At 72.2% G+C, this 13,811-nt stretch carries 16 protein-coding genes; 10 read left to right on the forward strand and 6 right to left on the reverse strand.

Annotated features, from left to right (window positions below):
• The first annotated feature begins 288 nt into the window (after positions 1 to 288).
• Genes PSH03_RS23635 through PSH03_RS23650 form a run of 4 tightly spaced genes read left to right on the forward strand, consistent with a single transcriptional unit; the run spans position 289 to position 3,064 of the window.
• Positions 289 to 774: a CarD family transcriptional regulator gene (locus tag PSH03_RS23635; RefSeq protein ID WP_007073334.1), complete on the forward strand. Its 486-nt coding sequence runs from the start codon at positions 289 to 291 to the stop codon at positions 772 to 774.
• Positions 775 to 830: 56 nt separating this feature from the next.
• A complete protein-coding gene (gene ispD / locus PSH03_RS23640; protein ID WP_238690441.1) occupies positions 831 to 1,526 on the forward strand; it encodes a 2-C-methyl-D-erythritol 4-phosphate cytidylyltransferase in 696 nt (231 codons plus the stop codon).
• A gap of 13 nt (positions 1,527 to 1,539) precedes the next feature.
• A complete protein-coding gene (gene ispF, locus PSH03_RS23645) occupies positions 1,540 to 2,025 on the forward strand; it encodes a 2-C-methyl-D-erythritol 2,4-cyclodiphosphate synthase (protein ID WP_238690466.1) in 486 nt (161 codons plus the stop codon).
• A 10-nt stretch (positions 2,026 to 2,035) separates the two neighbouring features.
• Positions 2,036 to 3,064, forward strand: a complete 1,029-nt coding sequence (locus tag PSH03_RS23650; RefSeq protein ID WP_238690442.1) for a tetratricopeptide repeat protein — start codon at positions 2,036 to 2,038, stop codon at positions 3,062 to 3,064.
• On the opposite strand, the gene PSH03_RS23655 is transcribed toward PSH03_RS23650, so the two are convergent.
• Positions 3,061 to 4,227, reverse strand: coding sequence for a homogentisate 1,2-dioxygenase (locus PSH03_RS23655; protein ID WP_238690443.1), 1,167 nt, complete (start codon positions 4,225 to 4,227; stop codon positions 3,061 to 3,063). The genes PSH03_RS23650 and PSH03_RS23655 overlap by 4 nt on opposite strands.
• 94 nt (positions 4,228 to 4,321) lie before the next feature.
• On the opposite strand from PSH03_RS23655, the gene PSH03_RS23660 reads away from it, so the two are divergent.
• The 6 genes from PSH03_RS23660 (at position 4,322) to PSH03_RS23685 (ending at position 9,192) form a co-directional block, all read left to right on the forward strand.
• Entirely contained in the window at positions 4,322 to 5,191 is an 870-nt protein-coding gene (locus PSH03_RS23660) for a hypothetical protein (RefSeq protein ID WP_238690444.1), read from the forward strand.
• A complete protein-coding gene (gene fahA / locus PSH03_RS23665) occupies positions 5,188 to 6,384 on the forward strand; it encodes a fumarylacetoacetase (RefSeq protein ID WP_238690445.1) in 1,197 nt (398 codons plus the stop codon). Before PSH03_RS23660 ends, fahA begins: the two co-directional genes overlap by 4 nt.
• A 175-nt stretch (positions 6,385 to 6,559) precedes the next feature.
• The gene (locus PSH03_RS23670; RefSeq protein ID WP_030327888.1) at positions 6,560 to 6,769 is read left to right on the forward strand and encodes a DUF397 domain-containing protein; all 210 of its coding nucleotides are present in this window, start codon (positions 6,560 to 6,562) and stop codon (positions 6,767 to 6,769) included.
• Positions 6,770 to 6,913: 144 nt separating this feature from the next.
• Positions 6,914 to 7,396 (forward strand): SRPBCC family protein, encoded by a 483-nt coding sequence (locus PSH03_RS23675; RefSeq protein ID WP_210780847.1) that lies wholly within the window; start codon positions 6,914 to 6,916, stop codon positions 7,394 to 7,396.
• 81 nt (positions 7,397 to 7,477) lie between these two features.
• The gene (locus tag PSH03_RS23680; RefSeq protein WP_238690446.1) at positions 7,478 to 8,734 is read left to right on the forward strand and encodes an outer membrane protein assembly factor BamB family protein; all 1,257 of its coding nucleotides are present in this window, start codon (positions 7,478 to 7,480) and stop codon (positions 8,732 to 8,734) included.
• A gap of 101 nt (positions 8,735 to 8,835) precedes the next feature.
• Positions 8,836 to 9,192, forward strand: coding sequence for an LPXTG cell wall anchor domain-containing protein (locus PSH03_RS23685; protein WP_238690447.1), 357 nt, complete (start codon positions 8,836 to 8,838; stop codon positions 9,190 to 9,192).
• 69 nt (positions 9,193 to 9,261) lie between these two features.
• Here the strand turns inward: PSH03_RS23685 and PSH03_RS23690 are convergent, their stop codons facing one another.
• The 5 genes from PSH03_RS23690 to PSH03_RS23710 all read right to left on the reverse strand — a co-directional run bounded on the left by PSH03_RS23690 (position 9,262) and on the right by PSH03_RS23710 (position 13,802).
• Positions 9,262 to 10,185: a DUF916 domain-containing protein gene (locus PSH03_RS23690; protein WP_238690448.1), complete on the reverse strand. Its 924-nt coding sequence runs from the start codon at positions 10,183 to 10,185 to the stop codon at positions 9,262 to 9,264.
• A 127-nt stretch (positions 10,186 to 10,312) separates the two neighbouring features.
• Positions 10,313 to 10,867 carry a hypothetical protein gene (locus PSH03_RS23695; protein WP_238690449.1) on the reverse strand — a complete coding sequence of 185 codons (555 nt, stop codon included), beginning with the start codon at positions 10,865 to 10,867 and terminating at the stop codon, positions 10,313 to 10,315.
• 138 nt (positions 10,868 to 11,005) lie between these two features.
• Positions 11,006 to 12,109 carry a histidinol-phosphate transaminase gene (hisC, locus tag PSH03_RS23700; RefSeq protein ID WP_238690450.1) on the reverse strand — a complete coding sequence of 368 codons (1,104 nt, stop codon included), beginning with the start codon at positions 12,107 to 12,109 and terminating at the stop codon, positions 11,006 to 11,008.
• Positions 12,106 to 13,098: an RDD family protein gene (locus tag PSH03_RS23705; protein ID WP_238690451.1), complete on the reverse strand. Its 993-nt coding sequence runs from the start codon at positions 13,096 to 13,098 to the stop codon at positions 12,106 to 12,108. The genes hisC and PSH03_RS23705 overlap by 4 nt, the downstream gene beginning before the upstream one ends.
• Positions 13,095 to 13,802: an RDD family protein gene (locus PSH03_RS23710; RefSeq protein WP_238690452.1), complete on the reverse strand. Its 708-nt coding sequence runs from the start codon at positions 13,800 to 13,802 to the stop codon at positions 13,095 to 13,097. Before PSH03_RS23710 ends, PSH03_RS23705 begins: the two co-directional genes overlap by 4 nt.
• Between the last annotated feature and the right edge of the window lie 9 nt (positions 13,803 to 13,811).

The following is a 13,811-nucleotide window of genomic DNA, read 5'->3' on the forward strand; positions in this document are numbered from 1 at the left end:
GTCTCCAGGGTCCCGCACCAGGGGCTCCTCCCGCTACATCTGGGCGCGGTCCTGCTGGCCGGGCTACCATGGGAGGAGCGCATAGCCCTTGATCTCGACGTTCTGTTCACCCGTACCGGGCAGTCATTTGCGCGTTACGGAGCGTGTTCGAACCATCGGTTTGACCGCCTGTCAAGCTGAAGCAAGACCTCTCACAGGGCCCCTGAGCTGCGCCAACGGTCAGGACATCGGTGAGACATCGGTGCCTGAGCGTGTTACCCTAGACACAGCGAAAGGGGTTTCGAACCTATGGTTTTCAGTGTCGGCGAGACCGTTGTTTACCCCCACCACGGGGCCGCACTCATCGAGGCAATCGAGACTCGGGTCATCAAGGGCGAGCCTAAGCAATACCTCGTCCTGAGGGTCGCGCAGGGTGACCTGACGGTCCGGGTGCCGGCCGAGAACGCCGAGATCGTGGGCGTCCGCGAGGTGGTCGGCGAAGAGGGCCTCGGGAAGGTCTTCGACGTTCTGCGGGCTCCGCACACCGAGGAGCCGACCAACTGGTCGCGGCGTTACAAGGCCAATCTGGAAAAGCTGGCTTCCGGCAACCCGCTGAAGGTCGCCGAGGTCGTGCGTGACCTGTGGCGCCGGGAGCGGGAGCGGGGCCTCTCTGCGGGCGAGAAGCGGATGCTCGCCAAGGCCCGCGACATTCTCGTCGGCGAGGTCGCGCTGGCCGAGAAGAGCACCAAGGATGAGGCGGAGACGCTGCTCGACAAGGTCCTCACCGAGGCCTAGTCCGCACAGCATCGTCGTACCCACTTCGTAGTGAAGAAACCACCGAGGACCGCGACGTGACCGCGCAGCTCAATCCGCGCGGTGACGTCGCGGTCCTCGTGCCTGCGGCGGGTGCCGGCGTACGACTCGGCCCCGGCCGACCCAAGGCGCTGCGCCTGCTCGCCGGTGAGCCGCTGTTGGTGCACGCCGTGCGTCGACTGGCCGCCGCACCGTCGGTGCACACCATCGTGGTGGCCGCGCCGGCCACCGAGGTGCAGGCCGTCCGCGAGTTGTTGGCCCCGGTCGCCCCGGTGCTAGTGGTGCCCGGCGGTGCCGAACGGCAGGCGTCGGTGGCCGCCGCGCTGGCCGCGGTGCCCGCCGGCCCGACGATCGTCCTGGTGCACGATGCCGCCCGAGCGCTCACCCCATCTGAGCTGGTCGAATCCGTCGCGGCGGCGGTGCGTGGCGGGCGTGACGCGGTGATCCCGGTCCTGCCGGTCGTCGACACGATCAAGGAAGTCGACGCCGACGAGGTGGTGCTCGGCACCGTCGACCGTTCCGCCCTGCGTGCGGTGCAGACCCCGCAGGGTTTCCGTCGGGCCGTGCTCAGCGCCGCCCACGCCGCCGCCGGTGACTCCCTCACCGACGACGCCGGGCTGGTCGAGAAGCAGGGCGTCGCGGTGAGCTGCGTGCCCGGCTCGGAGTACGCACTCAAAATCACCCGACCGTTCGACCTGGCTCTGGCCGAGCATCTGCTTGCCGCAGCCGGTTGACGCGTACCCTCTGATCATGATCGTTCCCCGGGTGGCCATCGGCACCGACGTGCACGCGTTCGAGCCGGGTCGGCCCTGCTGGGTGGCCGGGCTGCTCTGGCCCGACCAGGACGGCCTCGCCGGGCACTCGGACGCCGACGTGGCAGCGCACGCCGCCTGCAACGCGCTGCTCTCCGCCGCCGGTCTCGGTGATCTCGGTTCCGCCTTCGGGGTGGGCCAGCCGGAGTGGGCCGGTGCGTCCGGGGTGACTCTGCTGACCGAGACCGCCCGTCGGGTGCGCGCCGCCGGCCTGGAGATCGGCAACGTGTCCGTGCAGGTCATCGGCAACCGCCCCAAGATCGGCCGCCGCCGCGCGGAGGCGCAGGAGGTCCTCTCCGCTGCTGTCGGCGCCCCGGTCACCGTCTCGGCGGCGACCACCGACGGGCTCGGCTTCGCCGGCCGTGAAGAAGGCTTGGCCGGGGTCGCTGTGGCCCTGGTGTACGACGCGCCGGCCGCCTAAGCTCGCCGCGATGTCCAGCGACCCCGCCCCCGACCAGTCCGCCGCCGACGGCTACGTCCAGCGGGCCCAACTCCTCGCCGAACTCGGCCGCTACGACGAGGCGGCCGGGGAGTTGGCCTACGGGTTGGCCCTCCAACCGGATGACGTCGACGCGCTCACCATGCTGGCCCGGGTGCACCTGGCCGCCGCCCGCCCGGCCGAGGCGCTCACCGCCGCCGACACGGCCGTGGCCGCCGCACCGGAGGCCCTGCCGCCGCTGGTCGCCAGGGGCATGGCCCTGGCCGACCTGGAGCGCTACGGCGAGTCGGCGGCCACCGCCGATCGGATCCTCACCCTCGGCCCGGCCGACGCGTACGCCCAGCGGAGCGCCGCGGCGATCCTGGCCGGCGCCCGCAACGGTCAGCCGGCGCTGAACGCGGCCTGGCGCGGTGTCGAGTTGGCCCCGCAGGAGCCGCAGGCGCACCTGGTGCTCAGCCTGGTCGCCGCCCGCTTGGACCTGTTCGACCTGGCCGAGCGGGCCTACCGGGAGGCGCTGCGGCTCGACCCGCGGATCGGCGAGGCCGGCCACGACGTGGGTGTCATGCGGCTGGAGCAGCGCCGCTGGTCGGAGGCGTTGGAGCACGTCGCCGAGGCGGTGACGGTCAGCCCGAGCCGGATCGACTCGCGCCGAACCCTCGCGTACGGGCTGCACCGCCTGGTGCTCTACGGCGCGGGCTGGTCGTTGGTGGCGGCGGTGCTTGTCGCGTTCGCGGCGTCGGCGGGTGACGGGTTCTCCCGCGTCCTGGCGGTGCTCGCCGCCCTGACCGGCGGGATCATCGTCTGGCAGCTCGCGGCCCGGCTGCCCGGGCTGACCCGAACCGTCCTGCCCGCCCTGCTGCACTCGGACCGGGCGATGGCCCTGGCCGTCTACGCTGTGGCCGCCGCGCCGCTGCTGCTGCTGGTGTACGCCATGGTCGGCTCCCCGTGGCCCCTGGTGCTGGCCATCGCCACCACGGCGGTAGCCGAGTTCGCGGTATTCACCAGAACCGCCATCCGCTAGCCGCGACGCGCCCAGGTCCAGGCGTAGGCCTCGTCTTCGCAGGAGCTGGCGGCGTCGCAGAGATCCAGCGGGCGGAAGGTGTCGACCATGACGGCCAGCTCGTCGAAGTAGTCCGCGCCGATGGAACGCTCGGCCGCCCCCGGCTGGGGGCCGTGGGTGAAACCGGACGGGTGCAGGGAGATCGAGCCCTGCTCGATGCCGGAGCCGCGCCGCGCCTCGTAGTTGCCCCCGGTGTAGAAGAGCATCTCGTCGGAGTCGACGTTGTGGTGGTTGTACGGCACCGGGATCGACTGCGGGTGGTAGTCCACCTTGCGCGGCACGAACGAGCAGATGACGAAGTTGGGCCCCTGGAAGGTCTGGTGCACCGGCGGGGGCTGGTGGATGCGGCCGGTGATCGGCTCGAAGTCGTGGATGGAGAACGCCCACGGGTAGAGGTGCCCGTCCCAGCCGACCACGTCGAACGGGTGCTGGGCGTAGACGTAGCGGGTCCAGCCGCGCCGGTGCCGCACCAGCACCTCGACCTCCTCGCCGTCGACGAGCAGCGGGGCGTCGGGACCGCGGACGTCCCGCTCGCAGTACGGCGAGTGCTCCAGGAACTGGCCGCGTACGGAGAGGTAGCGCTTGGGTGGGCCGATGTGCCCGGACGCCTCGACGGCGAGCAACCGGACGGGCTGGTCGCCGGTGGGCACCAGCCGGTGGATGGTCGAGGTGGGGATGACGACGTAGTCGCCGGCGACCGCGTCCAGCACCCCGAACGGGGACTCGACCCGCAGGTTGCCCGACTCGACGTAGAGGCAGTGGTCGCCGGTGGCGTCGCGGAACAGCGGTGAGGGTCGGTCGGCGAGGACGTAACCGATCCGTACGTCGTCGTTGGCGAGCAGGTACTGCCGGCCGAGGATGGGGTCGGAACCGCCGGTGCCCAGTTCGTGGGTGCGCAGGTGGCGGGGCTTGAGCGGCAGGTTCGGTGCCCGGGTGAACGCGGGCGGGGTGAACTCGTCGGCGGCCAGGATCGCGGTGGGCGCGTGCCGGTGGTAGAGCAGGGACGAGTCGGAGGAGAAGCCCTCCTGGCCCATCAGCTCCTCGGCGTAGAGACTGCCGTCGGGCTGCCGGAACTGGGTGTGGCGCTTGAGCGGCACCTCGCCGACGCTGCGGTAGTACGGCATCTCGCCTCCCGATATGTCCCGTTCACCGGCCGAAGGCGTCCGATAGTCGGACACTGTTGTCCGTTCCTCGTAGCGTCCCGTACATTCTTGTTCCGTGTCAACGCAGGTGCCAGCACTCCTCCACGGCCTGGTGGACGACGCCGCCGTCTTCCCGCCGGGCAGCGCAGTGCTGCACGACGCCCTGGTCGCCCACCGCCAACACCGTTCCGCCTGGTACGCCGACCTGGTCGGCCCGCTGCTGATCCCCGCCTCGGACGTGGCCGCCGGTGAGCTGAGCGGTCTCGTCGACCCGGGTGAGGGCCTGGTGGTCGGCGTGATCGGTGACACCGGGATCGGGAACCTGCCGTTCGCGCTGTCGTTTCTCGCCCCCGACGGCGTCACCGCGCGTCAGATCGAGGTGGCGGTCGCCAAGCGCGGCGAGGACCCGCTGCCCGGCGTCGCCGAGTTGCTGCGGCTGACCGACGCGCTACCGGGCGTGGAGGCCATCTACGCCGAGCTGCCGCTGACCTTCGGGCTGATGGGCGCACTGGACGCGCTCGTCGCCGCGCGGGCCGGCGGGGTGCCGATCGCTGCCAAGTTCCGCACCGGCGGCCTGGCCGCCGAACTCTTCCCCACCCCGACCGAACTGGCCACTGTGATCTGCGCCTGCCGGGACCGGGGCCTGCCGTTCAAGCTCACCGCCGGGCTGCACCAGGCGATCCGACACCTGGACCCGGAGACCGGGTTCACTCACCACGGCTACGCCAACGTGCTGGCCGCGACCCTGGCCGCCGCCGACGGTGACGGTGTGCGCTCCGTCGCCGAGCTGCTGACCGTGGTCGACCCGCGCCCCCTGGTGGAGCGCACGACTGCGCGGCTGGACGGGCCTCGTCCCCTGTGGGTGGGCTTCGGCTCGTGCAGCATCCTGGAACCACTGACCGATCTGATCCGGCTTGGGCTGGTGAACGGGGGCTACGACGCATGACCTGGGTGACCGGCGCCGACGGTTCGCCGTACGGGGTGACGAACCTGCCGTACGGGGTGTTCCGGCAGAACGGGGGTCCGTCGCGGATCGGCGTACGGATCGGGTCCTGGGTCTTCGACCTCGCGGCGGCCGAGGTCGCCGAGCTGGTGCTGGCCGCCGGCACGCTGTGCCGGCCCGTGCTCAACGACTTCATGGCCCTGGGTCGTCCGCAGTGGACGGCGGTACGGCAGCGGATCAGCGAGCTGCTGACCGACCCGGCGCACCGGGACGCGGTGGAGCCACTGCTGGTGCCCCTCGACGAGGTGGAGCTGCTGCTCCCCGTCGAGGTGGCCGACTACGTCGACTTCTACTCATCCGTTCACCATGCGTCGAACGTCGGGCAGATCTTCCGCCCCGGCCAGCCGCCGCTGCTGCCCAACTGGAAACACCTGCCGATTGGCTACCACGGGCGGGCCGGCACCGTGGTCGTCTCCGGCACGCCGGTGACCCGGCCGACCGGGCAGCGGGCCTCCGCCGAGGGCCCGGTCACCGGCCCATCGGTACGCCTCGACATCGAGGCCGAGGTGGGCTTCGTGGTGGGCGTACCCAGCGCGTTGGGCGATCGGGTGTCCGTGGACGACTTCGCCGAGCACGTCTTCGGGGTGGTGCTGGTCAACGACTGGTCGGCCCGGGACATCCAGGCCTGGGAGTATCAGCCGCTCGGCCCGTTCCTCGGCAAGTCGTTCGCCACCTCGGTCTCGGCCTGGGTGACGCCGCTGGACGCCCTCGCCGACGCCTTTGTGCCGGCCCCCGACCAGGACCCGCCGGTGGTGGACTACCTGCGGGACGTGCCGCACCTGGGCCTTGACCTGCGCCTGGCGGTCGAGTGGAACGGCGACCAGGTCAGCGAGCCTCCGTTCGCCACCATGTACTGGACCCCCGCCCAGCAGTTGGCGCACCTCACCGTGAACGGGGCTTCGCTGCGGACCGGTGACCTGTACGCCTCGGGCACCGTCTCCGGCCCGGACCGAGGACAGGTCGGCTCCTTCCTGGAACTGACCTGGGGCGGGGCCGAGCCGGTCACTGTGGGCGGCGAGAGCCGTACCTTCCTCAGCGACGGCGACACGGTGACCATCACGGCCACCGCGCCCGGCCCGGACGGCACCACCATCGCCCTCGGTGAGGTATCCGGCACGGTTCGTCCGGCCCGCTGAGCGGGCACCCGCCATCCGTCTCGTGCACGGGACCCGTGATCGCACCGGCTGTGCGATCACCGGCCCTGGTTGATCCGTTGATCGTCCGGATTCCGTTGCTACACCGCGCAATCCGAGCCGGGCTCTGCCCGGCCACAGCGGTGGGGCAATCCCGACGCACACGGAGGTAACGACGATGCACGATCTTGCGGGCGCGGTCTGGCGTACCAGCAGCCGCTCAAACGACCAGGGGCTCTGCGTGGAAGTGGCGGACAACCTGGTCGACGTCCATGGTCTGGTCGGAGTCCGCGACTCCAAGGACCAGGCCGGTCCCACACTCGCGGTCAGCCCGCCGGGGTGGACAGCGTTCATCGGCGCGATTCGGGCCGGCCGCTTCGAGCGCTGACCGGCGCTTCGGCGCCGGTCGACGACGACCGGTGCCGAAGCGACCGCCCAATCGGACAGCGTGGCTCCCGGGTGGCGGAAATTCCGCTCCGGGGGCCCCGTCCGGCCCTCACTCCGCGTACCGTCGGGGACACGGGAGGGTGGCATGTCGACGGTGGCGATTACCGGGATCATCGAGGCGCACGCTGTCGACGTCTGGCGTCTGCTGACAGACCTGCCGGGCCGCGCGGCCCGGATGACCGCAGCCGGCCCGATCGAGGTGCTCACCCCGGGTTCGTTCGGGCCGGGCACCTCCTGGCGCGAGGAACGGGTCCAGCCGGGCGGCGGCACGCTGACCGAGGAGTTCCTGGTGGTCGAGGTGCTCGCACCGCAGCGACTGGTGCTGTGTTCGTCCGGCACCGGCGCGGACTACCGGATCACCTGGAGCCTGCGGCCGGTCCGCCGCCGCCGTCGGGGTTGCACGGCGGTCACCGTCACTCACGAGGCGGTGCCGACCGCCCCGTACGGTCGGGTGGTGGCGCTGCTGCTCGGCGGGCTGGCCGCACGGGCGGTCGAGGCGGCGCTCTGGCGTGATCTCGCCGACCTCGCCGTCGCGGCCGGTGCCACCGGCTCCGTCGAAGCCGCCTGAGCGCCAAGCGGGCAGCCCTCGCCGTGACCTGAACGGGGTCCGGCCCCCTCCGCTGGGTAGGGTGCCGGGCGGAGGTGCGGCATGGGGTTCCCGAGAGGCCGGCGACGGCTCGCGATCGTGGTCGCGGCGCTGCTCGCGACGGCGGCCGTCGTGGTCATCGTCCACCGGGTCCTCGCACCGGCAGAGGTGAGCACTGTGGCGCGGGCAGATTATCCGGCCCCGGCCCGACCGGCTGCCGGAGTGATCGGTCGGTTGCCGGTCGCCCCGTTGATCGTCGACGGGAGACTGCGGGTGTACGCCGCACATCGCCAGGTCTATGCCGACCGGCCGGTCGACGGCCGGTACCGGACCAGCCCGTACTGGTCGTACCGGCGGTGGCCGGCGGAGCTGACCGGGGTGGTGGCCAGCGGCAGCACTGTCGTCAGCCGCTGGTCCGACGGGAAGCTCGTCGCGCTCGACGCCCGGACCGGCGCGGTGCTCTGGCGAACCGACGGCCCGGAGCCGGTCGAGAGCACGGCACCGGTGCGTCGTACCTGGGCGGCGACCGTCTGGGATGCGCCAGGGCTCCAGCTCACCGACCTTCCCGACGGGCGGATCGTGCTGGTGGTGACCGGGGATGCCCAGGCGCGTGGGGTCGAGCTGAGCGGCGGCCGGGAGTTGTGGCGGGTCGAGCTGCCCGGCAGGTGCCGCAGCGATGTCGGCACCAGCGCCACCGGGCAGTTGATCGGTCTGGACACCTGCGCCGGGCCGGCCACTGTCGAGTTCCGGGACGCGGCGACGGGCGAGGTACGGGAGCGTTGGCGACCGCCGGGCGGCCCTGACGGGTTTGTGGTGACGCCGCTCGGCTGTCGTACCGGCGGGTCGGGCTGTCTGGGGCTGCGGACCGCCGGGCCGGGTGACGAGGGCGGTCGGGGTTGGTTGTTGACTGCAGGCTCGCCGGTCGCCGCCCCCGCGTTGGACCCGGCCGGCGCCGCGCTGGTGGGTGAGCAGTCCGTCGCCGTGCTCGACGGCGTCGTGGTGGGTCGATCGGCGCGTACGGGCACCGAGTTGTGGCGGTCCACGGGCCTGGGCTCGGCCCGGGTGCTGGCCGGGCAACCTGGCCGGGTGCACCTGCTGACCGAGACGAACGACCTGGTGACGCTGGATCCGGTGACCGGGCGGCAGTTGTCCCGCTTCGCGCTCAACGTCGGCTCGGACGGGACCGGCTGGGCGCCGGGGGCGGTGACGGCCGAGGACGGGTTCGTCGCGGTCGAGCGGCTCCGCAAGCCGGTCGACCCGACTGGCGACGACCGGCGCTACTACTACACCGGCGAGGCGGTGATCCTGGCCGCCACCTGATCGTGGCGTCTTCGACAGCGGAACGCCGAACCATTCCAATCCCTTTGTCGCAAAAGGGTACGTTTTTCATGGTTCAGGTTTCCGGTGGAAGGGGTCGGCGCATGGCCAGGACGGCAGCCAACTACCTCGTGGGCGGCGCACTCGCCGCCGCCGCGAGCCTGACGTTGGCGGTGTCGCCGGTGCTGGCCGCCGCGGACCCTGCCCCGGCGCGCGGGTTCGGCGCCGTCCGGGCCGAGCCGTCGGCGGGCGGCGTGACGTTCGAGATCCTCCCGGCGACGCCGACCCCGACTCAGCCGCCGCCCACGTCCACACCGACGGCACCGCCCCAACCCACACCCAGTCACGGCGGTGAGTTGCCGGTCACCGGGTCGGGCGGGTCGGCGCTGCTTCTCGCGATGCTGGGCGCAGCCCTGATCGTCGCCGGGTGGTTCGCCGTCCGCCGCCGCCGGCTGAGCTGACGGGCCCGGCCGGAGCCGGCCGGACTGACGGGCCCGGCCCGAGCCGGCGGTCGGACTGCCCCGCCCGAATCAATGCCCGGCCGGGGTGCGCTCCCTCGGGCGGCCGGCGGGAGGTCGACCGGACCGGCGGGAACGACGGCCCAGGATGGCGAGGCCGACCACCAGCAGCAGGCCCGCGACGGCCGCCGCCGCAGTCCACCCGGAGAAGATCCGGGAGACGACACTGCCCCGTTTCCCGACCTGACCAGCGTCTGGGAACGTGATCTGCGCGGTGAGGCTCCGCTTCACCAGGCCGCTCTCCAGGTTCACCTCTGCCTTCCAGGGGCCGTTCGGCAGCGTGACCGGGAATCGGGCGATGACCTGCCCGGACGCGCCCGGCGCCAGTGTGACGCCCTGACCGACCGGAAACGGGCCGGCCCGGCTGCCGGCCGGACCATCGCTCAGGCTGACCGCGCCGGTCAGGTCGATGGCACGGCCTCCGGTGTTGGTGACCTGGACGGTCAGCGACGGTTCGCCCTCGGGGCTGCGGGCCGGGCGTACCTCGCCGATCGAGAAGTCGGAGGCGGGTTCGCCGCCGGGGCCGATATCAAGGTATATCCGGACCCCGACCCGGTGGACCTGAGTGATCTCGCCGCCGGCCCGGGGAGTTGACGCGGTGGACGCCCAGACCACCCCGTACCGCTCGCCGCGGGAGGCGGGCGGCGGCACCGCGATGGTCGCCTGGACCCGAGCCTCGCCCCGCGGTCCCAGCTCCACGGAGCGCTCGTCGAGGCTGACCCAGGAGGTCAGCTCGTTCTCGGCGCGCCCCTCGCCGAAGCGGAACGCCCCACCCTCCAGGGTTGCGGCTGCCGGGTACACGTCGACCCGACGGGTCTGGTCGGTGCGGTTGACGATCAGCAGTTGTCGCTTGATGGTGGCGCCCGGCGGTAGGTGGTCGACGATGTAGCGCAGCGCCCTGGGGTCGGTGCGGCGCTCGGTCGGGGCTTCCAGCAACCGGATCCCGATGGTGCCGTCGTCCGATCCCGCCTCCGGTTCGACCGCGCCGGCCCGGGTCGACAGACCCGGACCGGCGAGGCAGAACAGGGCGAGCGCGACCGCGATGGTCGACCGCCCCCGGGGGCTACGCCACCGAATGTGTCACCGTGCCGGTGTAGACGCCCGCGATGCTGTCCAGCGGGACGTTGACGTCCAGGGTGGGGTTCCAGGCGGCGGTGTTGCCGCCGGTGCCGCCGGCGTGGGTGAACGCGGTGAGCGGGGTGACGCTGTCCAGCGGGTCGGCGTCGCCGGCGGTGGCCTGCCCCGGCGTGAAGGTGCCGTCACCGGTGGTCGCCGTCGCCGGGCCGGACCAGTAGTCGATCTCAGACGGAAGGACCGTCTCGGGTGGTGAGCCGCCGCCGGTCTGGAAGACGCTCGCGGTCACCGAGGCGACCCAGGAGGCGTCAGCGGAACCTCGGGAGTCGGTGACCGTCACGACGCCGAGTTGGCCGGTGATGACGCTACCGGGGGCACCGTCACCGAGGTCGGCGGTGGCCGGCGCGACGATGTCGAGGGTGCCGGCGAGCACCTCGAAGGTGGCCGTCGTGTCATCCGTGGGGGCGGCGGCGGCCGGTGCCGCGAGGAAGCCCACCATCGCCGCGGCGGCCGCCCCGGCAAGACAGATCTTGGCAGTACGCACTGTGTTTTACCCCGTTCTCGAAGTGAGCCGACGCGATCCTCGGCACGTCTGGCTACTTCGAAAGATAGGGCAAATCAGGCATAAAACCGGACAAAGACCGCAGCCGTCACTACTTGGTCACAGGTGATCCATCAGTGCTCAGGTCAGCGCCGCCTCCGCAGCCGCCAGGAACGCGTCGTTCTCGGCCGGGGTGCCGATGGTGACCCGGACCCCGTCCCCGGCGAACGGCCGCACGATCACCCCGCGCGCCTCGCACGCCTTGCCGAACGCCACCGCCCGCTCGCCCAGCGGCAGCCAGACGAAGTTGGCCTGGCTGGTCGGCACCTCGGGCACGAACTTGCGCAGCGCCTCGGTGACCCGGTCCCGCTCGGCGACGACCAGGGCGCAGCGGCGCTCCATCTCCGCCACCTGGGTCAGCGCGGCGAGCGCCCCGGCCTGAGCTGCCGTGCTGCTGGAGAACGGGGTCGCCACCTTACGGATGGCGGCCGCCACCACCGGCTGGGCAACCAGCCAGCCCATCCGCAGCCCGGCGAGCCCCCACGCCTTCGACAGCGTGCGCAACACCGCCACGTTCGGCCGGTCCAGGTAGTCGAGACCGTCCGGCACCTCCGTGTCGGTGACGAACTCCCGGTACGCCTCGTCGATCACCACCAGCACGTCGTCCGGCACCGCGTCGAGGAACCGGTCCAGCTCGGCCCGGCGCACCGCCGTACCCGTGGGGTTGTTCGGGTTGCAGACGAAGATCACCCGGGTCCGGTCGGTCACCGCCGCGGCCATCGCCGCCAGGTCGTGCCCGTGCCCGGCGTCGTTGGGCACCCGCACGCTGGTCGCGCCGCTGGTCGCCACGATGATCGGGTACGCCTCGAAGGACCGCCACGAGTAGAGCGCCTCGTCGCCGGGCAGGCAGGTGGCACGCACGAGGTGCTCGGCCAGCGCCACCGAACCGCAGCCGGTGGCGATCCGATCGGCGTCCACCCCGTACCGCTGGGCCAGCGCGTCCCGCAGCGCGACCACACCCATGTCCGGGTAGCGGTGCGAGGTGGTGATCGCCTCGGTGACCGCCTCCACAACGCCGGGCAGTGGCCCGTACGGCACCTCGTTGCTGGCCAGCTTGATGGCCTCCGGCAGGCCCAACTCCCGGGCCAGGTCGGCGGGGCTGCGCCCCGGCACGTAGCTGGGCAGTGCGTCCAGGTCGACGCGGGTCAGCCGCAGCGCCGGCTGGTGACGTCCGGAGTCGGTCATGGGGTGTCTCCCGGGGGCTGGTTACGGTCGTTCGAGGGGGCGGTTTCGGTCTGGTGGGGGACTTCGACGACCACCGTCTGCGCGCGCTTGTCGTGCAGCGCCTGGCGCAGGGGGTGGTCGAAGAGGGGGGAGAGAGCGTCGACGAGTTGCAGCACCAGGCCGAGCCCGGCGCAGTACCAGAGCAGAGTCGGCAGGCCCAGCGTGCTCCACCGGCTCAGCGCCCGGCGGACGCCCAGCGGCTGGTCGGCGGCCATCGGCACCGCCCGGATCCGCATCACCCGCTTGCCGACGGTCTGCCCGCCGGAGGCCATTGTCGGCACCTCGTACGCCAGCCAGAGCGCGGTGGCGATCAGCAGGATCGCCACCAGCAGGGAATTGGCCTGCTCACTGGGGATCGGCAGGCCGTCGGCGGAGGTGTCGCCGCGCGACGCGCGCCGGAAGACCTCCTGCCAGTACGGCGCCCACTCCTGCGCCCAGCGCCAGACGAACCAGCCGTTGACAACCACGTTCAGTGCGAAGACGAGGCCGAAGTCGATCAGCCGGGCGACCAACCTGCGGCCGTAGCCGGCCAGCCTGAGGCCGTGCGGTCGCGGCTCCAGCGGTCGTCCGGGCCAGCCGGGGTGACCGGCCGGTGGCGCCCAGCCGGGAGGGGCACCCGGCGGGGTCCAGCCCGGCGGACCGCCCTGCGGACCCCAGCCGGGAGGGCCGGCCTGTGGTCCCCAGCCCGGGCCGTGTCCCGGTTGCGGGCCGTACCCAGGGGGTGGGCCCTGCTGGGGCGACCAGCCCGGCGCGCCAGTCGCCGAGTCGGGGGTCGTCGACGCCGCGGGCGCGGCCGGGGTGACCGGCGCGGGCGGTGGCTCGGGCGGCGGTGGGCCGTCCGGAGGGGTGGCGTCGACAGGAATGGGCGCACCCAGCCAGCCCTCGCCGTCCCAGTACCGTCGGGTCTCAGTGTCGGCGGGGTCGACATACCAGCCAGGTTGAACGCTCACGAAGACACCTTAACGACGACCGTCGCAGCGAACTTGTCATGGAGGCACTGCTGCCACGGCTTGTCCCAGAGCTGCCAGAACCCGTCGGCGTAGCTGATCCCGGGTACCAGTGAAGCCGCCAGGTACTGCACGAGCCATCGCCGGCCAGCCATCCGCCGGTCCAGGGTGTGGGTCGGATCGAACGGCACCACACGCAGCTTCATCACCTTCTTGCCGAGCGTCTGACCGCCGCGCTTGAGGTACTCCACGTGGTAAAGCCAGTAGAACCCGAGCATCAGGACGAGGAGCCCGAGCTGGAGCAGCAGGATCGGCAGGAAGAAATCGACGAAGAAGGTGCCCGGCTCGGGTTCCACGAAAGTCCCGTCGGGGTTGGTCTGCGTCATCTCGGTGAACATCCGCCACCAGAGGATGAGGAAGAACGGGCTGAACAACGCAAGCGACACCGCGCTCGCCAGCGCCGTGTCGATCAGCCAGGCCAGCAGCCGGTCGGTGAAGCTGGCCAGCGGCTGACCACTCGGGCTCAGCTGCGGGGGCAGCGGGCCGGGTGGGCCAGCATGCCACTGCGGTGGGGCGTACCCGGGTGGGGCGTACTGCGGCGGCGCGGCGTACCCGTGGGGGTGTGGGCCGGGCTGCGGCGCGAAGCCGCCGGCGGTGGGTCGGGGCCCACCGGCCGGCGGCGTCGGGTACGACGGAGGTTGCGTCACGCTCGCAAG

Origin of the sequence: Micromonospora salmantinae (genome assembly GCF_022230905.1) — a bacterium.
In the GTDB taxonomy this organism is placed as follows: Bacteria; Actinomycetota; Actinomycetes; order Mycobacteriales; family Micromonosporaceae; genus Micromonospora; species Micromonospora salmantinae.

Coding starts and splice junctions, on each gene's coding strand:
- PSH03_RS23635 (WP_007073334.1), top strand. CDS start 289: ATGGTTTTCAGTGTCGGCGAGACCGTTGTTTACCCCCACCACGGGGCC.
- PSH03_RS23675 (WP_210780847.1), top strand. CDS start 6,914: ATGTCGACGGTGGCGATTACCGGGATCATCGAGGCGCACGCTGTCGAC.
- hisC (WP_238690450.1), bottom strand. CDS start 12,109: ATGACCGACTCCGGACGTCACCAGCCGGCGCTGCGGCTGACCCGCGTC.
- PSH03_RS23670 (WP_030327888.1), top strand. CDS start 6,560: ATGCACGATCTTGCGGGCGCGGTCTGGCGTACCAGCAGCCGCTCAAAC.
- PSH03_RS23685 (WP_238690447.1), top strand. CDS start 8,836: ATGGCCAGGACGGCAGCCAACTACCTCGTGGGCGGCGCACTCGCCGCC.
- PSH03_RS23655 (WP_238690443.1), bottom strand. CDS start 4,227: ATGCCGTACTACCGCAGCGTCGGCGAGGTGCCGCTCAAGCGCCACACC.
- fahA (WP_238690445.1), top strand. CDS start 5,188: ATGACCTGGGTGACCGGCGCCGACGGTTCGCCGTACGGGGTGACGAAC.
- PSH03_RS23680 (WP_238690446.1), top strand. CDS start 7,478: ATGGGGTTCCCGAGAGGCCGGCGACGGCTCGCGATCGTGGTCGCGGCG.
- PSH03_RS23650 (WP_238690442.1), top strand. CDS start 2,036: ATGTCCAGCGACCCCGCCCCCGACCAGTCCGCCGCCGACGGCTACGTC.